This is a genomic window from Pseudoalteromonas sp. JC3 (assembly GCF_030291895.1).
Taxonomy (GTDB): Bacteria; Pseudomonadota; Gammaproteobacteria; order Enterobacterales; family Alteromonadaceae; genus Pseudoalteromonas.
Genome location: NZ_CP127855.1, coordinates 1,905,885 through 1,931,462, shown reverse-complemented (window position 1 = coordinate 1,931,462; position 25,578 = coordinate 1,905,885). Strand labels below are relative to the sequence as shown.

The 25,578-nt window shown below is 40.2% G+C and carries 22 protein-coding genes and 3 pseudogenes; 9 read left to right on the top strand and 16 right to left on the bottom strand.

The window, feature by feature from the left end:
• Nucleotides 1-46: 46 nt before the first annotated feature.
• Genes QSH61_RS07975 through QSH61_RS07945 form a run of 7 tightly spaced genes read left to right on the top strand, consistent with a single transcriptional unit; the run spans nt 47 to nt 9,901 of the window.
• On the top strand, nt 47-1,123 hold the full coding sequence (locus QSH61_RS07975) for a hypothetical protein (RefSeq protein WP_206472738.1): 1,077 nt from the start codon (nt 47-49) through the stop codon (nt 1,121-1,123).
• A 1-nt stretch (nt 1,124) separates the two neighbouring features.
• Nucleotides 1,125-3,428, top strand: coding sequence for a darobactin export ABC transporter permease subunit (gene darB, locus QSH61_RS07970; protein WP_206472736.1), 2,304 nt, complete (start codon nt 1,125-1,127; stop codon nt 3,426-3,428).
• A gap of 8 nt (nt 3,429-3,436) precedes the next feature.
• Nucleotides 3,437-4,675: an HlyD family efflux transporter periplasmic adaptor subunit gene (locus QSH61_RS07965; protein WP_010604505.1), complete on the top strand. Its 1,239-nt coding sequence runs from the start codon at nt 3,437-3,439 to the stop codon at nt 4,673-4,675.
• Nucleotides 4,668-5,342, top strand: coding sequence for an ABC transporter ATP-binding protein (locus QSH61_RS07960; protein WP_102056618.1), 675 nt, complete (start codon nt 4,668-4,670; stop codon nt 5,340-5,342). The genes QSH61_RS07965 and QSH61_RS07960 overlap by 8 nt, the downstream gene beginning before the upstream one ends.
• Nucleotides 5,343-5,354: 12 nt before the next feature.
• The gene (gene darE / locus QSH61_RS07955) at nt 5,355-6,647 is read left to right on the top strand and encodes a darobactin maturation radical SAM/SPASM protein DarE (RefSeq protein WP_010604503.1); all 1,293 of its coding nucleotides are present in this window, start codon (nt 5,355-5,357) and stop codon (nt 6,645-6,647) included.
• A 3-nt stretch (nt 6,648-6,650) separates the two neighbouring features.
• Complete coding sequence (locus tag QSH61_RS07950; RefSeq protein ID WP_174169038.1) at nt 6,651-8,387, top strand: ABC transporter ATP-binding protein; 1,737 nt, start codon at nt 6,651-6,653, stop codon at nt 8,385-8,387.
• A gap of 2 nt (nt 8,388-8,389) precedes the next feature.
• Complete coding sequence (locus QSH61_RS07945; RefSeq protein ID WP_206472728.1) at nt 8,390-9,901, top strand: NAD(P)-binding domain-containing protein; 1,512 nt, start codon at nt 8,390-8,392, stop codon at nt 9,899-9,901.
• Nucleotides 9,902-10,208: 307 nt separating this feature from the next.
• Here QSH61_RS07945 and QSH61_RS07940 read toward each other — a convergent pair.
• A pseudogene (locus QSH61_RS07940) lies at nt 10,209-10,487 on the bottom strand (IS66 family transposase); the annotation flags it as partial.
• Between the two features lie 69 nt (nt 10,488-10,556).
• Between QSH61_RS07940 and QSH61_RS07935 the strand changes: the two are divergent.
• A protein-coding gene (locus QSH61_RS07935) for an IS3 family transposase (protein ID WP_502935079.1) occupies nt 10,557-11,635 on the top strand; the annotation gives its coding sequence in 2 pieces (ribosomal slippage) (nt 10,557-10,809 and nt 10,809-11,635; 1,080 coding nt in all).
• 4 nt (nt 11,636-11,639) lie between these two features.
• Here the strand turns inward: QSH61_RS07935 and QSH61_RS07930 are convergent.
• From QSH61_RS07930 to QSH61_RS07905, 6 genes and pseudogenes are all read right to left on the bottom strand, one after another.
• Nucleotides 11,640-11,825: pseudogene (locus QSH61_RS07930) on the bottom strand (IS66 family transposase); the annotation flags it as partial.
• 173 nt (nt 11,826-11,998) lie between these two features.
• Nucleotides 11,999-12,343, bottom strand: a complete 345-nt coding sequence (gene tnpB, locus QSH61_RS07925) for an IS66 family insertion sequence element accessory protein TnpB (protein WP_102056525.1) — start codon at nt 12,341-12,343, stop codon at nt 11,999-12,001.
• Nucleotides 12,340-12,642: an IS66 family insertion sequence element accessory protein TnpA gene (gene tnpA / locus QSH61_RS07920; RefSeq protein ID WP_174169042.1), complete on the bottom strand. Its 303-nt coding sequence runs from the start codon at nt 12,640-12,642 to the stop codon at nt 12,340-12,342. The genes tnpB and tnpA overlap by 4 nt, the downstream gene beginning before the upstream one ends.
• 295 nt (nt 12,643-12,937) lie before the next feature.
• Nucleotides 12,938-13,642, bottom strand: coding sequence for a hypothetical protein (locus QSH61_RS07915; protein WP_102056615.1), 705 nt, complete (start codon nt 13,640-13,642; stop codon nt 12,938-12,940).
• Nucleotides 13,643-13,736: 94 nt separating this feature from the next.
• Complete coding sequence (locus tag QSH61_RS07910; protein ID WP_206472724.1) at nt 13,737-14,465, bottom strand: hypothetical protein; 729 nt, start codon at nt 14,463-14,465, stop codon at nt 13,737-13,739.
• Nucleotides 14,466-14,474: 9 nt separating this feature from the next.
• Nucleotides 14,475-14,837, bottom strand: coding sequence for a hypothetical protein (locus tag QSH61_RS07905; RefSeq protein WP_206472723.1), 363 nt, complete (start codon nt 14,835-14,837; stop codon nt 14,475-14,477).
• 338 nt (nt 14,838-15,175) lie between these two features.
• Between QSH61_RS07905 and QSH61_RS07900 the strand changes: the two are divergent.
• Nucleotides 15,176-15,424: pseudogene (locus QSH61_RS07900) on the top strand (site-specific integrase); the annotation flags it as partial.
• A gap of 241 nt (nt 15,425-15,665) precedes the next feature.
• On the opposite strand, the gene QSH61_RS07895 reads toward QSH61_RS07900, so the two are convergent.
• The 9 genes from QSH61_RS07895 to QSH61_RS07855 all read right to left on the bottom strand — a co-directional run bounded on the left by QSH61_RS07895 (nt 15,666) and on the right by QSH61_RS07855 (nt 25,524).
• Nucleotides 15,666-15,953, bottom strand: coding sequence for a hypothetical protein (locus QSH61_RS07895; RefSeq protein ID WP_095727881.1), 288 nt, complete (start codon nt 15,951-15,953; stop codon nt 15,666-15,668).
• 215 nt (nt 15,954-16,168) lie between these two features.
• On the bottom strand, nt 16,169-17,347 hold the full coding sequence (locus QSH61_RS07890; RefSeq protein WP_206472721.1) for a cystathionine beta-lyase: 1,179 nt from the start codon (nt 17,345-17,347) through the stop codon (nt 16,169-16,171).
• Nucleotides 17,348-17,349: 2 nt separating this feature from the next.
• Complete coding sequence (gene nudC / locus QSH61_RS07885; RefSeq protein ID WP_010604063.1) at nt 17,350-18,252, bottom strand: NAD(+) diphosphatase; 903 nt, start codon at nt 18,250-18,252, stop codon at nt 17,350-17,352.
• 147 nt (nt 18,253-18,399) lie between these two features.
• A complete protein-coding gene (nagB, locus tag QSH61_RS07880; RefSeq protein WP_010604062.1) occupies nt 18,400-19,194 on the bottom strand; it encodes a glucosamine-6-phosphate deaminase in 795 nt (264 codons plus the stop codon).
• 262 nt (nt 19,195-19,456) lie between these two features.
• The gene (gene nagX / locus QSH61_RS07875) at nt 19,457-20,590 is read right to left on the bottom strand and encodes a transmembrane glucosamine N-acetyltransferase NagX (RefSeq protein WP_206472719.1); all 1,134 of its coding nucleotides are present in this window, start codon (nt 20,588-20,590) and stop codon (nt 19,457-19,459) included.
• 237 nt (nt 20,591-20,827) lie between these two features.
• The gene (gene nagA / locus QSH61_RS07870) at nt 20,828-21,952 is read right to left on the bottom strand and encodes an N-acetylglucosamine-6-phosphate deacetylase (RefSeq protein WP_206472717.1); all 1,125 of its coding nucleotides are present in this window, start codon (nt 21,950-21,952) and stop codon (nt 20,828-20,830) included.
• On the bottom strand, nt 21,952-22,863 hold the full coding sequence (nagK, locus tag QSH61_RS07865; RefSeq protein ID WP_206472714.1) for an N-acetylglucosamine kinase: 912 nt from the start codon (nt 22,861-22,863) through the stop codon (nt 21,952-21,954). Before nagK ends, nagA begins: the two co-directional genes overlap by 1 nt.
• A gap of 310 nt (nt 22,864-23,173) precedes the next feature.
• Nucleotides 23,174-24,016, bottom strand: a complete 843-nt coding sequence (locus QSH61_RS07860; RefSeq protein WP_010604058.1) for an isopenicillin N synthase family dioxygenase — start codon at nt 24,014-24,016, stop codon at nt 23,174-23,176.
• 386 nt (nt 24,017-24,402) lie between these two features.
• Entirely contained in the window at nt 24,403-25,524 is a 1,122-nt protein-coding gene (locus QSH61_RS07855) for a hybrid sensor histidine kinase/response regulator (protein ID WP_174169046.1), read from the bottom strand.
• Nucleotides 25,525-25,578 lie beyond the last annotated feature (54 nt).

The following is a 25,578-nucleotide window of genomic DNA, read 5'->3' as shown; positions in this document are numbered from 1 at the left end:
CTGTTAAAGATGTGCAGTGTTAACAGCTTTATTTAGGACGAATGTTATGAATATTTTAACGAGCGAATTACCCAGTTGTCTGAAGTTTGAGAACGACTCCTTTGTTGAGATATTTACGCGATGTAAATTAACATTAATGATAGATATCATTGAGAAAGAGGTATTATCAAACAAACCGCTCTCAGAATTGTTTGATAAGCTCTCTGAAAGACTGTCAACTAATGATCTGTACCAGCTTTTAAAATTACCAAGATTTTGGAATACATTGATCGCACGCCGTGGTGATGAAAAATATCAATCAACGATAGAGAGATTACTAATTACAGAACTTTCTTTCTTGGAATTTAACCCTGACTATATTATCCAAAGTGATTTCATTGATGAAACCTCAGTCACTTGGAACTTACGCGGTGATCTTGGTTATCAAGCATCCTCAGATAAACTGTTTAAAAATCAAAATGTTCATCCCGACTCAAACATTCTTCTAGACTACTTTAGTGACCTAGCAAGAGGTGTCCAAAAAGATATTCCTTGGGACGATACGGGCATTACTCCAGAGCTTATTCAATGCTCGACTCCAAAAATTTACAATGCGCTAGATTACATAAAAGCGGTTTCAGATCCGTGCTACACAATTTTAAAAGAGAGCATTTGCTCAATAGCAATCCGGTTTGATAAGACAAAAAATCGTTTTAACTGTGCTTCAACTAATATTAGCAATGGCTTAATTGTCTTGATTAATCCTAATCTTAGTGAGGTGAGTGTTGAAACAATTGCCGATGCTATCGTTCATGAGATGACACATAATCTATTTGACCTAGCTGAATTGTATGAGCCGTGTCTACCAACAAAATTTCACTCTCGTATCATCAAATCGCCTTGGACAGGTAGAATGTTAGATCCAAATACCTATATTCAAGCCTGTTACACTTGGTATGGTTTGAAGAATTTCTGGCGAAAGGCGTATGCTTATGAGCCTTCAGATAATGCATATTATTATCTACAACAAGCATCTAGAGGCTTTTCATCATCGAGCTTTTTAGATGCTATCACTGATTCAAAGTTTGAAATAGAACAAAGACTATTCGACACGCTCAAAAATTTGCAGAGTTTAGGTAGTTAAGATGTCTAAACTATTGAGCGATGGAAAAGCACTTTCCGCTGTCACCGGGGTTTTATCTTTATCACTGGGCGCTGTCTTACTTGGATTGATGTTTATTTTTTTTCTAGCAGACAGCTCTATAAATTCTGGACTTTCCAGCGACATATATAAAATTGAAACCCAATTTAACCTACCATCCGGTGAAACCGTGGTAAGCTCTAAAGCGCCTGCTGCACTTATACCTGTATTAGAAAAAGATCAAGCTGTAAAAAGGGTAGGCAAAGTTTATCGTGAGAATATAACTATATTATATAATGATATAGAATTAAAAGGCACTGAAGTCTATGCATTAGATAAAACTGCACAACTCATGCTAAATCTAGGCTCTGAAGAGCTGGGTATAAGTGGAGCTTTCATCTCGTCCACGCTCGCTGAAAAGATAGCGGAAGATAAGAGTAAAATAATTGGAAAAACAATAAAAATAAACAATACTGGTTTATATAGAATAGAGAAAGTAATAAAAATAGATGACACCTTATCAATCCAACCAGATGTGATTGTTAACTTCGATCATTTATATAATGGAAAAATAAAAGAAAGTTATACTGATTGGTATGACACTCATCTTCATCTATTTGTCGAACTGGTAAACAGAAATGACCTAGATCTAGAAAAAATCGTTAGTAGTAACGCACCGCAGATCCCTGGGGCGCCTTTCACCCCAAGTTCATTTATTAACCTTTCAAAAAGAGCAGTTTCAGATCTTCATTATGATAAGAATCACCCTGACGCGCTTGGAATTACATTTTCAAAATCAAGCTTATATCTAATCTTTGGAATCTGCATATTTTCTTTCATTCTTGGAACCGTTGGATTTTTAAGCTCGACAATCTCAATAAAAATCTCTCAATTAGATCGTATAAAGACATTAACAAGCATTGGCGGTAGCGAAATACAGATTATCTTTATTTCTCTACTAGAAAACAAAAATTCTCTTATCATAGCCAATATCACATCAGCTATATTATTTTACCTTATCCTCCCACCTCTTTCCGGTGAGTTTGATATTTTATCTACGATCAACACAGAGGAAAAATTATTTACATTATCCTTGATAATAATAACAATTACATCCCTATACACTCTATCTAATGTGTTTGTTATTAAGAGAGTTCTGTCGTATCAAAGCAATGAGTCCATCACCAAATCGACAGGACTAAAAACGATGTGGCTTACAAAAGTCACTGTGTTTCTTCAGATGTTAATCACTTCTATTGTAATTTTTATCGCAGTTAGCTTAACTTATGAACTGTTTACCGAAAAAAAGGCCGACTACGGCTACGATATCGCAAAAAGCCACTTCATAAAGCTAGATGGTGTTAATGATGTAAGTCCTATTACACTGAGAAATAAAATCAATGCCGAATATGGAGAAGTTTCTGCTGTAGCTAGCTGGCACCCATTTGATAAATCATCACACTTTGTCACGGTTTCCACAGCACAACAAAAAATAGATCAGAATATCACACCAATTAACTACTTTTATGCAGGTGAAGAATTTATAAAAGTATTTGGTCTAAATCCGCTAGACTTAGACAGTATCATTCACTCAAATTATGACAGCCATATAAATGGAAAGACAAGGGTTGTAGTAACTCAAGCATTCGCAAATTTATATGACAATATTCCTATCGAAAAGTTATCAATGCATAAATTTTATGCTGACTTAGGGAATGGCGTAGAAGAAATTGAAATAGTTAAAGTAGTTAGTGACTTTTTTTTAAGTAAGGTAAAACCATTTCATGATCCTATTATGATTGTCCTTAATGAAGAGAAAGCAACATCGGTATTACTTAACACTTCTAACCGAATTGTCGATCGTATAAGCATAAATAATAAATTAGATTTTAGCTCAAGCTATGCAGCACTTGAGTCAGAGTATTCAGACTTATCAAAAATCGCCAATTATTTACTTTGGGTTGTCGCTCTGAACATAGTTTTGATTTCCCTAAATACAATTGCCAACAGCTTAGTTGATGTAGAGCGTAATAGTTACACTCTAGATATAATGAAGCAACTAGGAGCTGGATTGAAAGATATCTTTTCTTACACCCTAAAAAACAATATTTATTTATATACTTTTTCTTCTTTAGTTGGAACTTGCATTGGTTATTATATTCTTAAAGACAACCTTTTGATATCTGATAACTTCTCCTTTGGTTTTACGAGCTATATATTTTCTTCTATGGCCATCGCAGCCATCTTCATCAGCGTGATAATTCTTAGCTTTTTTGTTGTTAGCAAAAAGTATCTAGAGAGGCAGTAAAGATTTAAATGGACACTATAATAGAAAACCCTAAAGGTAAGCGTAAAAAGATAGTAGCGTTCTTCTTATTAATGACATTCATCTTTTTCTTTCTTTTATTCCACAGCAACAAGTCGATATCAAGTATACCATATGAAAAAGCAAAAATTATTGCCGTAACAAACTCTCATTCAGCAATTACATCTATAGGTACGATACGTCCGATGAAATCTATCAAGCTGTCCTCTGACATTGGCGGCAGAGTAAAAAGCTTTATCAATCGGCAACATACACTTGTAGAAAAGGGAGATGTTATTTTAGAGCTAGAAAACTATGACTACACATTAAAGTTGACAGAAAAAATGGCTCAAATATCAGAACAGATTAGTAATTTGGAAAATATGAGATTAAATTTGAGGCGTGAGCTTACCTCTTCAAAGTTGTCATTAGAAGATGCCCTTTATAACGTAGATGTACTTGAAAGAGAACTGGATCAAAAACTCAGGTTATTAGAAAAGAATCTTTCTCAAAAATCAGATGTAGAAGACATAAAAAGTAACCTGACTCGATGGAAAGAGAAACAAGGTGTTCTGACTAATTACTACCAATCACAACATAATCAGATTACACATCAGCTAAAGCAGATAGGTGAAACGGTGGAAATATTAAATAGTTTGCTACTCAAGCTTCAGGAGAGCGAGCAGCAGCTTCTTATTAGGGCCCCTATCACAGGCAACCTTGTTGGCTTTGATGTCGAGTCAGGACAACAGATATTGCCTAAAGAAGAATTTGCTTCCCTAGATATGGTGGGTGAATACTTAATTGAAGTAGAGTTAAATGAATTTTATCTAGAGCGAATCAATAAAGAAACAAGAGCTACAGCCAAGATAGACAATAAAAATATTAACTTAAAGATATTAAAAATATTCCCATTAATTAAGCAGGGAAAGTTCAAAATGAACCTTGAGATGCCAAATACCGATGAATGGCAAGGTAACATTAAAGTCGGCCAATCTGTCGAAATAGAACTTGCCAATAGCGATAAGAATATCCTACCTACACTTCCAGCCGAAGCAACGTTTCAAAAAGGTGATACCACATTCGTATATCTTCACTCGGATAAACAGAGTAAGGCTATTAGGACTCCTATCCTTATTAAGGAAAGGATTGGGGATCGAGTAGTGATTGATGCTCCTATGGTGTTAGGTAAAAGCGTCGTAATTTTAGATTGGAACAAAAAATATAAGGAGGAATTATACATTGAATAGCGTCATTCAACTTGAGTGCGTGTGTAAGCACTTCTATACAAATAAAATTAAAACTACTGCCTTAAATAAAGTATCTCTACAAGTTGATAAAGGTGAATTTATTGCCATTACAGGAAAGTCAGGTTCAGGAAAATCAACATTACTCAACGCAATTGGATTATTCTCGAATATTGACTCCGGTAGTTTACATTTAAATGGTTTTGATGTTTCAGCGATATCTCAAAAAAAGAAATTAAAGTACAGAAGAGAACATTTGGGGTATGTGTTCCAGTCTTTCAATTTAATCCCTGACCTATCAGTGTTGGATAATATTATGTTGCCACTCAAATTTAGGGGTGTGCCACACAAAGATAGACTAGGACTGGCAGAGCAAGAATTAGAGCGTATGGAATTAATTGCGAGGAAAGATCATTACCCTAGTCAATTATCTGGCGGTCAACAACAGCGGGTTGCGATTGCCCGAACAATGGCGTGCAAACCAAGTATTATTCTTGCGGATGAACCGACGGGAAATCTGGATGAAAAAACTGGCCAGCGGGTCTTAGATATACTGCTGGAAGTAAATGACACAAGCGCTTCTACAATCATAATGGTAACGCACAGCGCTGCTGCAGCAAGTGTTGCAGGTAGGCGAGTAAGTATGGTTGATGGTGAATTAGTTAATTAAGGAAAATAAATTATGCTCGGTGATATTTCTATTAAAGTTATTGATGCTGCAGAAAACAGTAAAGAAACCGTAGACATAGAAGTGAGTGATTATCAGTACTCTCGCTTAGCATCTCAACTTATTGGTGAGATCAAAGACTATGATATTTTAGACGATGAAGAATTAGCTCTTTTCAGAGAAGAAAAAGCAAGCGATTTCAAAGCAAAGCCACTAAAAGCAAGTAAAGTTGTAGTTGTACTCAAGGCTACACGTCTATGCAACTTACGCTGTACATATTGCCATTCGTGGGCAGAAGGACCAAATCAATCTATAAAATTCGAAAACCTCGTTTCAATTGTTAAACGAATATTAGCAATCCCAAATGTATCTCGAGTGGAGTTTGTTTGGCACGGTGGAGAAGTAACACTTCTTAGACCATTGTTCTTCAAAAAGTTGATTTGGTTACAAGAACAATTTAGACGCCCAGATCACTTCATCACCAATACTATGCAATCAAACGCAGTTAATATATCGGATGAGTGGCTCACTTTCTTAAAAGGCATTGGCATGTCCGTGGGAATTAGCTTTGATGGTGTACCTGAAATCAATGATACTCGGAGACTTGACGTCCGAGGAAGACCAACCAGCATTAAGGTTGCTGAAGGAATTCGACGGCTTAAGCATCATGGTATAGCCTACGGTGCTTTAATAGTCGTCGACAAAGATGTATACAACTTAGATCCTGAACGACTTTTAAGCTATTTACACTCAATTGAATTAAATGACATAGAATTTCTGAACATCGTCCCAGATAACCGAGCAAAGCCTGGTGATGATATCGGTAATGCCTACATTAGCTACAAAGAATACATTGAATTTTTAAGCTGCGTTTATCGTGTTTGGTACGGGCACTACAAAGACAAAGTTAGAATCAGAATGTTTGAAAATTTTATCGATGTTTTATCGGATAAAACTAAGCAACTTTCCGCTTGTTATTGGGCAGGAAATTGCTCTCAAGAAATAATCACTGTCGAACCAAACGGTGATGTTTCACCTTGTGATAAGTATGTTGGAGATATTGGCAGTATTTACGGCTCACTTCTAAATTCAGATCTAGCCACCCTGCTCGAAAAGTCAAATCATAATCAAGCATCTGTAAAAGAAGAAATTGACGCGACGGATCGTATGCGAGAGTGTGAATGGTTCTCAATTTGTAATGGTGGTTGTCCGCATGACAGAGTGATAAATGCTCGCCATGTCGAAGACTATAATGATAAATGTTGTGGAACTGGTAAATTACTTAGAGTTATCGAAGAGTCAATATAAAGAATGATATTTATCCCAGAAGGTATTGTTTTTCAAAAACTTAAAACTCTATGTGCGAAACAGCACTTTACGCTATTCATTGTGGCTGTACTTAATGTTTTAGTCGTCATCAGTTCATTTGGCATTGCCTATACTGTTGAGCTACTGTTTCAAGAGTCAGTCACGAGAGAACGTTTAAACTATTTTGTCTCATTTATCTTGCTTTTATTAATTACATTCGTGCTTTCGAATGGCTTGAGGCAAAAACTCGTATTTGATATAAAGGAGATGCTAAGCAATAAACTACTTAGCTTTGCGATGGGGAGAATGCTATATAAGCAACAAGAGTTATTTGATGTTACTTCCCCTTCCAAGCTTTATTCTAATATCGACTATGATGTTAAAGCTATAAACACCTACGTCCACTTTATTTTAAGCATTTTCTTTCAAGCTTCCGGCACTTTATTGTGTGGCCTAATTTATTTATTAGCCACCAGTTTGTATATGACTTTGCTTTCAATAGTCACCGTTCCGCTGGTTATTCTTATCATTTTTAAAGTAAGCCAGCGAGTTTCCGAGGCCAACGCCCATAAACGGGAAACCGTTGCTAATCTAAACTCGACAATCATTGAATCATTATCAGGTATACAATCAATAAAAATCCATAGAATGGAAACTTTACTGGGAGAACAAATAGAATCGGGAGCGAGTCAAGTCTACAATGCAACTAAAAGACTTCATTCTTTAGAATCTATTGTATCTGGATTAATCATTTTGGGCAGTTTCTCTAGCGTGATCTTTGTTTTGTGGGTAGGCGGGTTGAATGTCATAGAAGGTTCAATGGCGTCGGGAGAATTAGTCGCGTTCATTATGGTATTATTACTGATGTCGTACTCCTTCGCCTCAATAAGTGACATAAACTCCGTTACAACGAAGGCTCGAAACGCAGTTAGCAGCTTAGATAGTTTACTAAATCAAGAGCCCGCTGAACGGTTAGCTTCCGCCACCAAAGATACGTCAACACACAATAAAATTGAATTAACCAACCTGTCGTTTAAATATCAAAAGGCAGATTCTGAATCATTATGTGCTATAACGCATAAATTTAAAGAGCATAAAGTTTACTCTATTATCGGCCGCTCAGGCTCCGGGAAAAGCACTTTAATAAAGCTAATTGCGGGTTTATATCAAAGCTATCTAGGTGAAATTTTCATTCATCAGAATCAGAAAAACTCACAATCGACTCACCAAAAGGTCACGATGGTCGAACAAGATCCTTTCTTTTTCAGTGGACCACTTTGGCAAAATATCACTCTACAACTCAGTTTTGATAATGTCGACGAGTTAAAGCTCAAGCGAGTGTCTCAGCTCTCAAACTTTGATGTCGTCATGCAAAGCAATGGCTTTACCTTTAATAGCGAAGTCACCTTGAATGCCGCAAATTTATCTGGTGGAGAAAAACAGAGACTTGCGATAGCAAGAGCGCTATATTCAGACAGTGATATACTCATTTTAGATGAAGCTACAAACTCTCTCGATCTCGCCACTGAATCCGGTCTTCATAGTCACTTAAAAGAAATAGCAAAAAATAAAACTGTACTAATAATCACACATAACCTAAATAGCATCTACCTTTCAGATCAGGTTATCGTAGTTGATAGCGGGCAGATCGTGGCTACTGATACGCCACAAAATATAATAAAGAATGAACACTTTAGAAAAATAAGCAAAAACCCCGAAACCTTACAAAAGGAGTGTTGAGAATGGAGTTAAATTATAAAGTCATCATCATTGGTGCTGGACCTGCGGGCTTACAATTAAGCTATTATCTTAACAAAGTAAATGTGTCCCATATTGTTTTGGAACGTGCAAAAGTTGCAGGAAGCTTCTTTGAAACTTATCCAGTCCATCGTAAATTGATATCGATAAATAAGGTAAACACGGGCTTTGATAATAAAGAGAAGAACCTTAGATGGGACTGGAATTCACTACTAAATGGCGACGATAAGTTTTCTTTTAAAGACTTTGATAAATCTTACTATCCGAGTGCGGACAACCTTGTCAAATACCTTGGTGAATTCGCGACAAAGTACGAGTTACCTATTCATTACGAAACCCACGTTGCAAAGGTTACAAAAGACGACCACCAATTTACAGTCGTCGATGGTAACGGTAAAGAATATGTAAGTGAGATCTTAGTTGATGCCACAGGGATCGGCGAACTCAACATTCCTAATATAAAAGGCATTGAGCACTCTATAGCCTATACAGAAATGAATAACGACGTAGCTCAATTCACAAATAAGAAAGTACTCATATTAGGGAAAGGTAACTCGGCATTTGAAACAGCTGATAGCTTATTAGAAGTCTCATCAAACACCCATTTAATAAGCCCAGATGATTTCAATTTTGCTTGGGTCAGCCACTACCCCGGGCATTTACGCTCAGTGAATCAGGCGTTTCTAGATACTTTTTTCTTGAAACAGCAAAACGCGATCTTAAACGGAAAAATTGCATCAATTGAACAGTTAGATTCTGGGCAGTATTTGGTAAATATGATTTTTTCAGAAGATGGAGAATCAGAAAAAAACACTTATGATTACGTCATAAACTGTACAGGGTTTAAGTGTAACTTCGATCACTACGCACCAAGTACTTTTCCTGAGTTGTGCTTGAAAAACATGTTTCCTAAGCTTAATCATAAATGGGAAAGTAGTAATATTCCGAATCTGTTTTTTTGCGGAGCGAATATGCAATGCAATGACTACAAAGATTCCTCAACTCCTTTTATACACGGAATTAGGCATAACGCGGAGTCATTATCTGAAATAATTATCAAGAAATTGAATCTTGTAGCCCAGCAAAGTAGAAAGCAACTTGATTCTTCTTCAGAATTATACAATGAGATCAGCGAGCGTATAAAATCAGCAACCACAATTTGGTTTTTGTTTGGGAACGCTTATGATTTGTATTCAAAGAAACCAAATGGTGGCTTTGAATTTTTTGAAAGCGTCCCAAAACTCGTTTACGAAAATGAGGAACAGTTTAAGCAATTTTCAGGTTTTAGATTGGAATTTAGCTACCGCATACCAAGTGATAAAGATGAGCAACTCAAGTTTTCTCAACATGGTTTTTTACATCCTGTAGTCAGCAAGTATAAAAATGGAGAGCTAGTCGATGAGGTTCATATGTTAGAAGATATCTATGGTGAATGGGAAGATTTAAGCAAGTTGGACAATGGTATAAAGGAACTAATTGTATCTAATTTCGCGTAAGTATTAACAACGCAAGTAAGCTAGGAGTTCCCGTTAGTTTACTTGCGTTGATAGGATTGCCTAACTAGCTACTTGTTGCAACTGCTTTAGTATCATGACTTTTGCGAGCGCCACTTAGCATAAATAATAGAGACAAAATATAACGTCGACTCATAATGCTTCCTTACTTAGATTTTTGGTTTTTAACTCATTAATTATCTTTGCATCCATCCAGTAGATGTCGACATTGGAATTCTCGTTATCCATCCCTCGATTAAACAATATGTATTTACCATCCCAAGTAACGTAAGCGTACGGCTAACTACACCTAGAGGCTAACATGCCAGGGCAGTAAACTGTCGATATCGCACTGTGGCTGGGCTAATTCGTTTAAGCAATGCATCACATAATCGAATGGGGTGTGGCCGTTTGCTCTGGCTGTTTCGATCACGCTGTAGAGGATTGCGCTACTCTCAGCGCCACTTGTGGTGAAGCTAAACAGCCAGTTCTTTCGCCCTATGACGAACGGTTTGATAGCGCGCTCTGCCCGGTTGTTGTCTATCTTTAGATGTCCGTCATCGAGGTAGCTAATGAGTTTCGGCCACTTGTAACTCCCCCAAAAAATGAAACAGTTCATAAGTAGAATTTTCCATTAACTAAAATAGGAAAATTTACGATGAGAAAAAGCAAGTTCACCGAAACCCAAATTGTCAGCATGATCAAGGAAGCTGAATCAGGTATTCCTGTGCCAGAAATCTGCCGCAAACATGGTATCGGCCAAAGTACGTTTTATAAATGGCGCTCAAAATATGGCGGGATGGAAGCTTCAGACGTTAAGCGACTTAAAGAGCTTGAAGAAGAAAACCGTAAGCTAAAAGATATGTTTGCAACGCTTAGCCTAAAGCACTCGATGCTTGAGGATATCATCGCAAAAAAGCTGTAAAAACAAGTAGGCGCAGAGCTTGGGTAGAGCATTTAAGAGCTCAATTTAACGTCAGCGTCGCATTTGCTTGTGAAGTGGCAGGGTTAAGCCGCTCAGTTTTTTATTACAAACATAAACGACCGTCAGATGATGAAGTTATCGACGCATTACTTGCACTGGTAGAGCGCCATCCTAGGTGGGGGTTGCCTAAGCTATTCAAAAGGCTTCGCAATAAAGGTAAGCCGTGGAATAAAAAGCGTGTTGAACGCGTTTACAACATGCTAAAACTAAACTTGAGACGTAAGGGAAAGCGCCGTGTTCCAACAAGAACACCTGAACCATTAAGTGCACCGACACAACATAATGAATCGTGGTCAATGGACTTTATGAGTGACGCATTAAGCTATGGACATCGTTTTAGAACACTGAATGTGCTGGATGATTTCAACCGACAAGCACTGGCGATTGAGGTCGATACAAGCTTAACTTCTGAACGAGTTATTAGAACGCTACAACAAATTATTACTTGGCGAGGAAAACCAAAGCAGATTAGAGTGGATAATGGTCCAGAATTTACTTCAACGGTACTCGAAGATTGGGCAATGAAAAATGACATCAAGTTGGAATTTATAGAGCCAGGGAGTCCTTACCAAAATGGTTTTGTGGAAAGGTTTAACCGAAGTTATCGTGAAGAAGTGCTCGATTTATACTTGTTTGAGTCACTGCAAGAAGTACGTGAAATCACTGATGAGTGGTTAGATATTTATAATTATGAGCGACCACATGATTCACTTGGCGATATGACACCAATTGGTTATCTTGAGGCTGCATAAAATTCTACGAAATAGCTGTACTAAATTGGGTGGAGTTACAACGTGTCGGCTTTTTGCGCTGATATTCGATGGTTTCCACGTCTTGCTCAGGTGCTTCTTCAACCAGCGTTTCGGCTTCATTGAACAAGTCAGCTTGTGCAGGGTGCGACTCACTGCTGGCCCCGAAGCGTTTTTGCTGGGCCAGTCTGAATTGTTCTTCGAGGTAGTTATTACGCGCCTGAAGCTAAGCAATGATCTGCTTCAACTGCTGAGGATCATCAGGCAGTTTATTCATTTCTTTCATGCAGTCTACTGTATCAACAGAGTAACTGTTTTTAAATTAATAGCTTAGATTAATTCGTGATCTAAAAACCCCTGTTATGATCATACGTTATAACCATAGCTGAGCGGCTTGTGGGCAATGACCGATAAGCCAGACAATAACCACTGCCATTGTTCGGCGCTGAGTGTAATGACGTCATCGTCTTCTTTGTCGGGCCATTTAAACTTGTCTTTTTCAAGGCGCTTGTACCACAAGGCAAAGCCGGTTTTATCCCAATATAACACCTTCAGCTTGTCCTTGTTTTTATTGCAAAACGCAAACACCTGACCGCTCATCGCGTGTGCTGCCATTTCTTGCTCAACAATCGCCGAGAGGCCATTGATGGATTTACGAAAGTCTACTGGCTGGCGGTGCAAGTAAACAGACTCATTGTGCCAGCAGATCAAGACAGCGCCCTGAGCAGTGCAGCCAACCACAGAGCATCTGTGTTTGATGGCAACAACACCGTATTCTGACCATGCTTGAGCTGTAACAACTCAGGCAGAGAAACGGACTCAGATGCAGCAGGCTTAGCGGCAATAAAAGATGACTCAGGTGGTTTTTTAGTGCGAAGTTTACTTCGGCGATTATAAAAAGACTTGGTACTAAGGTTGTGCTGCGTGCAGAAGTCAGTGACAGACAAACCACTGAGTTCCTGTTGTTCGATAAGTTTCAGCCATTGCTCTGCGGTTTTGTGTTTAGGCATGGTCAGCTCCGAATTGAGGTCAGAGCTGTACTTTATAGGCTGAGCGTATTCAGTAGCTAGGTGTGGTTCAGGCGACGCTTACGCTCATCCGACTAGTATTTGGACAGAAATGTTTTAGGTCGTCGGCTGTATTAGGCGAATTTCGCATAAAAATTTCTATGGGTTAACGCCGCATTTGGGTATGAGCAACGCAACCACGAAACTTAAACATACCACCGTAAACATCGCACTCAAAAATGGAATGAAAAATGCCATGCGTTGGGAATCACTCTTAAATGCTTTGTTAGGGCAATTTTTATAAACTCGTAACTTTGACGTTCCTCTTACCATTTTTCGTTTCACGCCAAACCTCTACTCTGAATTGATCTACAGCTGGCGGAGGTGTTCGAGGCTGAGGTGTACGTGGCTGTTTCGGTGGCTTACTAGGAGTTGCCAATTCTTCTCCGTTTTCATCAATTAGCTTCAACTCCATTTGTTCAGGAATTATGAAAGTCTGCTCTAAGGATTTCTTCAATTCGCTGTAAAACTCAGGAACTTCTTTTAGTTCTTCGCCAAAGATAGCTTCAGTCTCTTTCATCGCCATTTCTACAGTTAATTCGCCACGTTGAACTTTGACAAATAGACTTTCTATACGAGCAAGAGACTCACCTCTTTTTCGTAATTTGGGCTTAACTCTTGTGAGATCGAATGGAAAACTGGCTCTTTCTCCCAAGTAATCACCAACGGCTTTAACTTGGTTATGTATTGTCTGTAAACCTGAAATGAACGAACCATATTGGGCAATACCAAAATACAAAACACTTGCTGTTGCGAGTATTTTACCTTTAGCTTTGATCGACCCCTCTTCAACCTCTAGAACGAGGGAGTAGTCTTTTAAATCAAGGTTTTTTTCAACATAAGCTTCCCATTCATCGAATAGCTGTGTTGAATAATTTTCAAAGTCCTCACGAGGTAAACTTGGTACACCAATATAAAAATCAACCGTTCCTATATTTGCCATTCTTACTCCTTTCGCAAAACTCTAATTGCCCTAACGCCCGCATTTGCGGCTGGCTTGGAGCGCAGTGGAAAGCCAGTCCGACAACATGCGCTTGTTAGGCATTTTTCAGCGTGACCTTAAGTAAAGCTTTGCTTAGCTGCTCTGCTAGCTGCTCCTTTTCATTGTAAATTACTAGCTGCTGTGTTCTTAGGTCGAAGGGTATGTCTTCAACAGTTTTAGATGTAATCAACGTCGGCTTATCAAGGGCATGTGCTATGCCAAGCTCGTAGAATACGTTTGGGTTTCGTCCATTGATATTTGCAATAACAAGGCGAGCTTTGACTATGTGCTTTAGGATATGAGAAAGGATATCACCTTTAATAAACTGCTCATCACCCCGAATACACCTAAGGCCAACCTCATTACAAACTTTAGATATTTGTTCGTAGTCTGAGTCATATTTCTCGTTAAATGGAGTGATAACGAATACGAGATCACCTTCCACTTCATAGTCACTGTCATTTAAACCAGAAGCTGACAAGAATGAGGAATATTTTGCTCTCTCAGTTTTTGCTGGAAAATTACGGTTATTCGCCTTCGAATCAAATACCAAGTGGTTTACATCTCTCCATCTGTCTTCTCGACTAATCAGTCTTTCCGTTAGATCATAAATTCGTTTCTCAAAGGACTCGCGGAGCTTTTCCATTTCCACTCTGCGCTTCTCTTCATCGTACTTCCGTTCCTTATTTTGTTTATAAATATAGAAAACAACCACTTGGGCCAGGGTCATTACGGCAACGGCAACGGCGATTGAAATAACTTCAGTTTGGGCAAAAATCGACATTATTCTCTCCTATACCAGTTGAATTGCACGAACTAAACATGCAGAGCAAATCGTGTAATTCAAAACACTAATGCCGATGGTTGACTTGTGTTTCCCAGCCTCAAATAGGCGACAGGCCTTTCGCCATAAGAATATCACCATGCCAGCGAGAAAAAGATAGCAAATAAAATAAATAAAGCCTTTCTCACTTTCCGGATGGTTAGCAGAAATTGTGAATGCAGCAATAAATGAAGTTGCAAGAAATGATATATCAACAGGTAGCTCTAGAAATGCATATATTGAATTAGGAATGTCAACTTCCCGATCTATTGATAGTTTCAGGAAAAATGCCAAAACTAGCAGAATTCCTGGCAAGATTACCTCTGAGCCCATTCTGTTTCCTTGTATATATGTATGTTCATGATGATGCCTAACATTTTATTCATGCGCATGCGCGTTTACCTCGTTAGACCAGTGAAAACGCGCGCAGTTAACTATCAGTATGCAAAGAACTTATCAGCATTCTGCTAAATATACCATCTGGAAAAATGCGCATGCGCGTTTCCCAAACCTATTATTTCAAATCAAAAACAAATAACCTATTGATAAAAATAACATTTTTAATTTATTCATACGTAAACGCGCAAAATTTTTTTCATTATTTTCCTTGATATCCGAGAACTTCAGATAACACTGTATATGTACACAGCCACATAAGGTAAGCAGTTATCATGAGTCTAAAAAGCCCATTTCTGAAAGGTCTTCAGGAAGAAATGCGTATGCGTGGTTACAGCATTAGTACAGAAAAAACCTACCTATATTGGATTAAGGCATTCATTAACTTTCACCACAAGCGTCACCCTGAGACAATGGGAACGGAAGAGGTTACACAATTTTTAGTCTTCCTTGCCGACCAACGAAATATGGCTATCAACACACAAAAAATTGCACTTAACGCGTTAGCCTATTTGAGAGGAAAATAAGTGACATATATGGACGTTCGCTCTGAAGGGAAAAAGGAAACGCAAACAACTTAAAAGCATTAAAATATCTATATTTTTTCAATGTATTAGAAAACAGTTGTAAAAAAGGAGATATCTGAAGGCTAGATACTTAATAAAAACGCAGCAACCCAAGGTGCTCGCACAAGTGGTTTTGAGGCGTTGCGCTATGTTCAAATACAAAACACGACGCAACAATTAAATAAGTTTGTAGTTAGTTTTAAGATTTGTTTTCGCATTTTATCGTCTCTTCCCCAAGACGATAGGCATTATTTGCCAGCACATAAGTTCCCGAAATAATAGCAGTAGTAGGAACGAGTATCGGCGTTAATATAATTCCACTCACGGAATAATACGTATTGGTTTCATCTGCAACATCGACTATCTTTAGGGTTTTTCTATCCGATGAAATCTCGCACTTGTTGGTGTGAGCAGTATCTTGCACAGGCATTACTACACAAGCGCTGAGTGAGATTATCGGTAACATAATCAGTCTGTTTAACTTCATCACCTTTCCTTGAATTCAGTTTGCAATACTTTCATGACGTAGCTCTTGGACATTACCTCCCTCTAAAGGTTCCCTGTGCTTTACGCTTAAACTGCGCCAAACTGGTATTGCTTTCTACAGTTTTCAGTCTTGATCCAACAGCGATTATGGCTCAATAAATCCGAGGTGCCTCGTTAAAAGTGAAGCACCCAATACTGATAAGTTGAGCCGAAGTTTTAAGATTTCGCGAGGTTTTGTTCGTAGACCTTAAGTGCGTGTTCTAAATCTTCTATCAAGTCTTCTACATCTTCAAGACCGATGTGAAGGCGGATCACGGGGCCAAGTGTCCAACCTGTAGTTGATCGCAAATGCTCCATGGTTTTATTGGCTGTAACTAAACTTTCATAGCCGCCCCATGAGAAACCCATTTTAAAATGGGATAAGGCATCTAAGAAACGGTTAATCGCCTTTTGGCTACCTTCTTTCATTACGATTGAAAATAAACCATTACTGCCATCAAAGTCTCGCTTGAAGAATTCATGGCCAGGGCAAGTCTCAAAAGCGGGATGTCTAACGTGATCCACGAGCGGATGCGCTTCGAGCCATTTCGCCACTGTCATTGCCGACTGCTCATGTTGTTTTAACCTCGCAGGCATAGTACGTAACCCACGTAGTGCTAAATAGGCATCATCTGCGGAGGTACATTGACCAAGTAAATACGAGTGCTCTCTAAGCTCAGGCCAATAGCGCTCATTTGCAACGGCAACCCCCATCATGACATCCGAATGCCCAACAATATACTTGGTTGCCGCTTGAATGCTGATATCAACACCATGATCGAGCGGACGAAACTGCCAGCCATTACCCCACGTATTATCAAGCATAGTGATAACGCCACGGCGCTTTGCAACTTCAACCATCGCTGGCACATCTTGAACTTCCATGGTGATTGAACCTGGAGACTCTAAGAACAACACTTTGGTATTGTCTTGAATTAACGCGTCAATACCAGCGCCAACCATAGGGTCATAATAAGTGGTTTCGATACCATAGCCTTTTAACAGCTTATCGCACAAATCTCTGGTTGGTTCATAGGCAGTATCCACCATCAGCAAGTGATCGCCTGCTTTTAAAAATGACAGTAGTGACTGTGCGATAGCAGCAGCACCAGACGGATATAAGGCGCAACCCGCACCATTTTCAAGCTCAGTAATGGCATCTTGCAAGGCGAAATGGGTATTGGTGCCACGGCGGCCGTAAAACAGGGTGCGATGTCCACGGCCTTTTATCGCTTCTTGCATTTCGGCAACGCTCTCAAAAACTACAGTAGAGGCGCGCTGAACAACTGGGTTTACTACCCCTTTGGTATATTCTGCTTTTCTTCCAGCAGCAACGATTTTAGTATGCTTTTTCATAATTACTCTTCTGATTGTGCACGCCAGTATTCAACTAAATATCTGGAGATAGAGTCTTCTCTGGTGAGTTTATAGCCGGGCTTTGTATCACCCCACTCTGAAAATGTATTAAGCTCCGCCCGTGAAAACCATTTAGCTTGCTCAAGCTCATCTTGCTCGACAAAAATCTCTGTGGTTTTTGCCTTCGCGATAAACCCCAGCATAAGTGATGACGGGAACGGCCAAGGCTGTGAGGCAATATAAGTGGCGTCGTATGCTTCAACACCCGCCTCTTCCATCACTTCCCTTATCACGGCTTGCTCTAACGATTCGCCGGGATCAACAAACCCAGCCAGCGTCGAAAATACCCCTTCTGGCCAAACAGCCTGACGGCCCAACAAGCAGCGTTCAACGCCATCAGGGAAAACATGAGTGACAAGCATGATAACGGCTGGATCTGTACGTGGAAACGTCATGTGGCGGCATTCAGGGTTAACACAACGTCTTGCATGACCTGCTTCAACCATTTTATTGGGTTGCCCACAACGTCCGCAAAAACAATGGGTTTTATGCCAGTAGCATAAGCCTCGTGCAAGCACACCAATTGAGCCTTGTTGCTTTGGTAAGTTACGACCCACTTGGCGCATATCGATGAATTCTGACTCGGAGTCAATAAAAGAAAGCTTGTCTCGTTGTTTAGAGACGTCAAGCGCAAAATAGCTGTGCGCTTCGTCACGACCTAAGAATATCGCGTCTTGAAGTGCTAAATCAGCGACTTCTGTGCGAGAAAGATAATGTAATTCATTATCTCCGACACGCACTAAATTAGCGTCGTCTTGAATTAATAACCAGCGACTATTGTCACCCATTTGAGATAATAACCAGTTTTGATCTTTTCTTTCGTTAGACGCTCTGTCTAACGTCATTTGAGTGTAATACAGCAAGCCCCTATTCCTTCGTGTTCTGGAACATTTTATCCACCTCGGCGAGACCTTAAAGCTACCATAGCACAAAGGTGCAGGCAAAAAAAAAGCCCATAAATGGGCTTTTGAAAACTACAGTGTGATTTCACACTACAGAGAGGCAAGATAGTCCAACAGCTTTTGATTTTCGTTTTCAATATGCTTATAGAATTCAATATCTTTTAGCTTAGATGCCGCAGCTTCATCGATGACGATTACAGCATCACGATGCATTTGTAGTGCCGAAGCCGGACACGCCGCAGTTAACGGGCCTTCCACCATAGCAACAACGGCATCAGCTTTGTTTTCACCAGTCGCTAATAACACGACTTTTTTAGCATCTAAAATCGTGCCAATACCCATTGTGATTGACAAATGAGGTTGGTACTCATCAGCTTTAAAAAAACGAGCATTATCATCAATCGTCGCTTTCGTTAGGGTTTTAACCCGAGTGCGTGACGTCAATCCAGAAGATGGCTCGTTAAAGCCAATATGGCCATTTCTGCCAATACCTAACAGTTGTACATCAATACCACCAGCAGATTTAATACGTGCTTCATACTCGCCGCACGCCGTAATTGGATTTTTTGCATCCCCCGGCGGTACGTGCGTGTTACTTCTATCAATGTTGATATGGTCAAATAGCTGCTGCTGCATAAAGTAACGATAACTTTGTGGGTGCGAGCCATCTAAGCCTAAATATTCATCTAGATTAAAGCTGGTAACTTCCGCAAAACTGATTTCGTTTGCTTGGTTACGCTTAATTAATTCTTGATACAAAGCAACCGGTGTTGAACCCGTCGCTAATCCCAACACAGAGTTAGCTTTACGCTTTAATTGCGTTGTAAAAATGTCTGCACCATATGCTGCCACTTCGGCAGCGTCTTTTAAAATGACTACTTGCATACGATTAACCAAATGTTGAGATGATTAGAATAAAATGGGATCTGAGCCTTGCCTCGCGTGCAATCAAAGCAAGGTCAGATCGAACCTAATTGGGATACACAACATTAGGTTATTACCATTATGACAACGCTGTCATTATTATCAGAAATAATTCGCTTGTAAAGCAAAAGTGAAAAAAAATATGGATATTTTTTACTCTATGCAATCTAAAGGTGTTAAAAAGCCCACAATGGTGGGCTTTTTGAAAGGAGGCTTGTGAATATTATACACTTACAAAAATACGGCGTTTATACATCCAGTGCAGCACTAAAAGCTGTACCGCCAGTAGCGCAAAAACAGCAATTAATGGTTGCCACGCAGCCGGCACGGCGGCAATCACGCCACCGAATACGCTTTTACTAATAAAGGTCCAATTCACTAAGCTTGACGCCAAATAAATAATAATGGAGTTGGCTCCTATAATAACAAATGGATACGCCCAACGTTGAAAGCTCAGTACATCTACTATCGCGTAAAATACCGCTAGTAGAATTGCACTCCAGCCGACGGTTACTAGCACAAATGAGCTTGTCCACAATTCTTTATTAACTGGAAATTGCATGTCCCAAAGCCAACCTAGTGCTAAGGCGAGTACACCAGAGCCGGCCAAAATACCAACGGTTTTCCATTCTCCCTGCGTTTGTGCATTGGCGATCGCACGACCAGCAAATACACCTGCGATAGCATTTACAATGGCAGGTAAGCTTGACAGCACACCTTCTGGGTCAACCGGACGATTTTGATAACTGGTCCCTGGTAGTAAATACGTATCAATGAACGCATTCCAACTACCAACACCATTTGCACTTAAGTCCCCCGCTTGCCCACCAGGAACCGGGATAAAGCAAAGCAGTAACCAATAAAATGTCAATATGCCTACACCCACATAAGCCAAGGTTCGCAAGCTCGTATGCCAAACCAGTAAAGCACAAAAGAACCAAGCAAACGCAATGCGACCTAATACACTAGCGTAGCGAACACCGTCTGGAGCCATTGGGATCCCAGTTCCCCAACCATGATTGTATAACACGCCAAAAGCACACAGTAACAAAAGGCGCTTCAGTGCTTTGAGATAAAACGATTTACGTTCATTAAAGGGCAGATGATCGATACGTTTAGGCGACAAGCCCATCGCCACACCCGATAAAAAGATAAACAGTGGGAAGATAAGATCATAAAAAGTGAAGCCATGCCAAGGACTGTGCAGTGTGTGCGCTTCAAAAGCCTTCCACCCTTGCCATCCGGTCAGTACAAACAGTGCCGCAAAAATAGACTGGCCACCTAAGATCCAGAACATATCCATGCCGCGTAAGGCATCTAAAGACGCTAGTCGCTTTGGCTTATTATTCGTTGTCATTGCTATTTATCCGCGTGAAAACATTAACTATGGATCGCTCAATCAAGCAAATCCATTTGCTTCAAGGTTTGGTTTGAGCATTACGCACATTACTGTAACTTTCTGAGTTGTCGATCCACCCATGCTTAGCCAATAATATCGGCTAAGCTAAAAAAGCAAAGCCCCGCGGTACTGCTGCGAGGTTTGATCAGGGAAACTTAAGCGGCCGTTTTCGTCCACTCTTCAATTACAAATCAGTTATAACAACTGACCACCAATATAGGTTTGCTTCACAATCAAATCGCTGTCGAGCACCACGAAATCAGCATCAGCGCCCGATCTTAGATGCCCCTTGTGAGACAGGCCAAGATATTGTGCAGGGTACAGAGAAGCCATGCGTAAACTCTCCGCTAGGCTCACGTTAAGCGTATTAACGGCGTTTCGCACCGCACTTGCCATATCCAATACACTGCCAGCAAGCTCACCGGTTGTTGAATTCAACCGATCGCCAGTACGAATAACTTTTCTGCCATCAAAAAAGTCAAACTCCGTATCATCTGTCCCAACTGGAGGCATGGCATCCGTCACGAGCATCATTTTGCCGCGCTGCTTAGTACGAATCGCAAGCTGCGCCGACAATGGATGAACGTGATGGCCATCAACAATCAAACCACACCAGCTATTGTCATTCCAAAGCGCGGCGCCGACAACGCCCGGCTCACGGGAAGTAAACGCAGACATTGCATTAAATAGGTGCGTAAAGCCATCAACGCCAACATTAAGTGCGGCGTTAGCGGTGTCATAGTCCGCATTTGAATGACCGATACACACTTTCACACCCAATGAGATCAAGCGTTCGATATCGCTAAGTGGCAGAGTTTCAGGTGCTAAAGTCACCATTTTGATGCCTAAATCTTGACGCGCGTAAACCGCAAATTCTTGCTCTGAAATTGGTCTGATGAACTTTTCGCTATGCGTACCCTTTTTCGGGTGAGATAAGTGTGGGCCTTCAAAGTGGATCCCAAGCACTCCGGGCTGATTAGTAGCAATAGCTTCTGCTGTTGCATCTGCCGCTTGTTGCATCACTTCAATTTTGTCAGTGATAAGGGTTGGCATTAATCCCGTGGAACCAAATTGGCCATGTGCTTTAACCATAGTCGCCAAGCATGCCGTCGATTGCTCGGCGTTAAAAAATGCACCACCACCACCATTAACTTGTACATCAATAAAACCTGGTGCAACTAGCCCTGATAGCTTAGATACATTGGTTACTAGCGACTCAGTTACATAACGAATTTGGCCGTTGTTTACTTCGAAATAAACGTCTTTTCTAAAACTTTCACCATCAAAAAATTCTGGAGCAAAATAACATTGAGTCGTCATTAGTTCGCCTTTTTTAATTCTTGACCTGCACTTTGAATTGCAAAGTAAATTGCCCCCATTTCAGGAGGTTGTTTAGGTAATTGGACTTGTTTTGCAACTTCTGGGTCGAGCCAAGGTTGTAGCGGCTCTGATAATCCGCCGATCATAGAGAGTCTAGGTGGGTTTAATTCAAGTAAACGCTTCGCTAAACAACTAATATATTCCGCACCAGACTTTACGATAGAAAGGGCAATTTCATCATTTTGCTTAGCTTGTTCTAATACATAACGAGCCAGCTTTGCATAACCACTAGACGGCTGCCCAGCCATTTGTTCAGCAATACCCATCGCCCCTTTCGCACTGAAGTGCTCTAGTAATACTTGGCTCAATGATGTTTTTTCGCCAAGGCCATCAAGATCGAGTAACGCAGCTTTGACCGCCTCTAACCCCATCCAAGCGCCACTGCCCATGTCGCCTTGCGCAAAACCATGGCCACCATAGTTCACTGTTTTACCATCAACTAAGGCAAAACCACAGGAGCCGGTGCCCGTAATAATCACTGCACCATCGCTACCCTCATGAGCACCAATACACGCGGTGTGTAAATCTGTGGTAAGGAACATTTGTTTAAAGGGATGCTCCCATTGCATGATTTTGTCATAGAGCGCGGGTAAGTTAACACCTGCAAGGCCAAGGCCTGCATTTAGCTCATGTACTTGTTCAACACGAAGACCCGCGTCTTGTAACGCCATTTGTGTCGACACCATGATAGATTCAAGCGTGCGCTCTAAACCATGTAAGGGATTCGCAGGACCGCCTAGACCCGTACCCAAAACGCCATGTTGAAGAGAATAAATTGTAGCGCGGCATTTTGTTCCACCACCATCGACGCCGATGTATAGTTGGTCTTGGTTAACCTGTTTAGCCATCATGTAAAGACCCCTACTTTGTTCTGGATTGGACCGCGTTATTATTTTCGTTAGACACGGTTTTTCATTCATGTTGAATTGATGTTACACAACAAATGACAGCGTTGTCATTAAATTTTTCAAGAAATTTCTTCATTTTGAAAAAAACTAATATTGCACAGATTGTGAGGATTGTCAGTGAAAAATTGCAATAATCGTCAAATTACAAGGACTAACAGAGATTAGGGATTGTTAGACACATAATAAAAAAGCGACTCAATATTACATCAAGTCGCTTTATCGATTTAACCTTGTCGTTCAGGTTATTCGCTGATTACTTAACCCCAAGCTCTCTCAAACGCTCTTGCAAATAGCTATCTGCAGTGTAACGCTCTGACAACACAACATCCGGTTTTGGATGTAAGAATAGCGGCAATGAAATACGAGATTTCGTCGACGCTTTGCCTGTTGGGTTAATCACACGGTGAATTGTCGATGGGAAGTAATCACCCGACGCCTCTTGTAGCATGTCACCAATATTAATAATCAACGAACCAAAGTCGCATGGTACGTCTAACCAGCTGCCATCTTGTCTTTGCACTTGTAGGCCAGGCTCATTTGCCGCAGGCAATACAGTAAGTAGATTGATATCACCATGAGCTGCGGCGCGAATTGCACCTGGTTCTTCATCGCCTGTCATTGGTGGGTAATGAAGAATACGCAGTAGTGTCTGCTCTGATTCTTTGATCATATCTTTGAGATCAATAGAGAATCTCGCTCTCACATCTGCAGGCGCTTCCGCTTGTACCCAGCTTAGCAACTCTTGAGCAAACTCGCTCGCTAAACGGTAATATTCACGAATCTCTGCTTCTAATTGAGCCGGTACGCGACCTTTTGGATAAACGTGAAAGTACTCTTTTATGTCTTTTACTGTAAAACCTTTCGCAACTTCAGAGACTTCTGGTGGGAAATAACCATCTTGAGTTTCTTTATTGAAAAGGAATTCGTGTTTTTCTTCTGAATTAAAAAATTCTTGCCAATGTTTGTAGATTGATTCAACCAACTCTTGTGGGATTGGGTGATTTTTTAGTACACCGAAACCCGTGTTTCTTAAAGATTCTACAAATTCTTTCGCAGCATTTGGCGATTGATAGTCTACGGTAGGTAACTGTTGCATAATGGTTCCACCAAAATTATTAGTAATTCATGGTTATTTACTCAATTGCACATCGGGGTAAATAACGCACTTCCCGTGTCATCTCAACACTGCGTACCTAGTAGAAGGTAAGGCGTATGTTATCGGGTCTGTTAACCTAGGGGGTTGTTTTTAAGCAGTAAACTTGTATTTAACAAGCCTCACTCAAAACAGCAACAGCAAAGGCTAAAAAGCCCTTATACGATCGTGTTGTCGATAATTCTTCAAAAAGTGTAGCTAATTACATGGTCAGCAGAGTACTTTTTAAAGATTACGTTTTAACAGCGAGCGAGCTTATTGAATTAGGACAAATGATATAAGGACTTATGTCCGCTTTTATGTATAGGGCCTGAGACTTTTGATGCAGATCAAGCATTATCGGGGGTATCTATCGGTATTTGGATATCCCACTCCAATCCTTGCGGTGTATTTTTCACGCTAAACTCTCCATTGAGTGCCCCTGAAACCAAGTTAGCAGTTAAATTTGCGCTTAACCCAACATGGCCTGCATTACCTCTTTTTGTCGTCACAAATGGTTTTAATAACTCTTGTGTACTAATTCCTCTAAGCCCTATTCCATTGTCAGTATAATTAACATGTAAATTGTTACCTGAGCGCGTAAAGGTGATAGTGGCAAGGTGATCATGGTCAATCCAGGCATGCGCAATAGAGTTTTCAACTAAGTTGCTCAATACCTCAACCAGTGCTTGACCATCCACGTAAACTTCAGTTGCTGTGTTACCAACAAACTGAATTTGTACGTCTTGCTTTGAAAAATCTTTTTTCAGTCTTGTTTCTATTTCTTGTAATTTAACGTCAGCACAACTGCTATCTCGCTCAGACTGAGAGACCGATTTTAATAAACTGACAAACTTAGCCACTTTTTCTAGATTACGGCTGCACAGCGCACTACTGTCTTTGATCTGCTCAAACCCCGTTACCAGCTCATCCTGCGTAAGCGTACCTGCGGTGAGTGCACTTTGTAGCTCCTGCATGACGCCTTCTAAAAAGGTGTTGGACGTAATACTGGTACCAAGCGGGGTATTAATTTCGTGTGCAATCCCCATCACCATTTGGTTTATAGCCTTAGATAGCTGCTGTTTTACCGCTAACTTTTGCGCTTCAATTAACTTAAATTGGGTGTTTACTCTGGCTATGATTTCAGCGGGTTTATAAGGTTTGGTGATGTAATCAACACCACCGACTTCGAATGCTTGTACCAAGCTCTCGCTGTCTTCATAAGCACTCACAAAAATAACCGGAATGGCCGCCGCCGAATTGTCGGACTTAAGCACTTTACATAGTTCAATCCCCGACATATTTGGCATTTTTATATCGGTAATAATTAACTCAGGCTGGTGCTTTTTAACAATACCTAAGGCAATATCCCCACCCCGTGCTGCCAATACTTTATACCCTTCCTTTCTTAGTATGAGCTGCAATACTTGGAGGTTTTCCGGCATATCGTCAACAATTAAAATGTCTGACATGTAACGTTACTCAAGTCCTTAAGATAGACACTTTTTACAGCATAGCTTGAGATA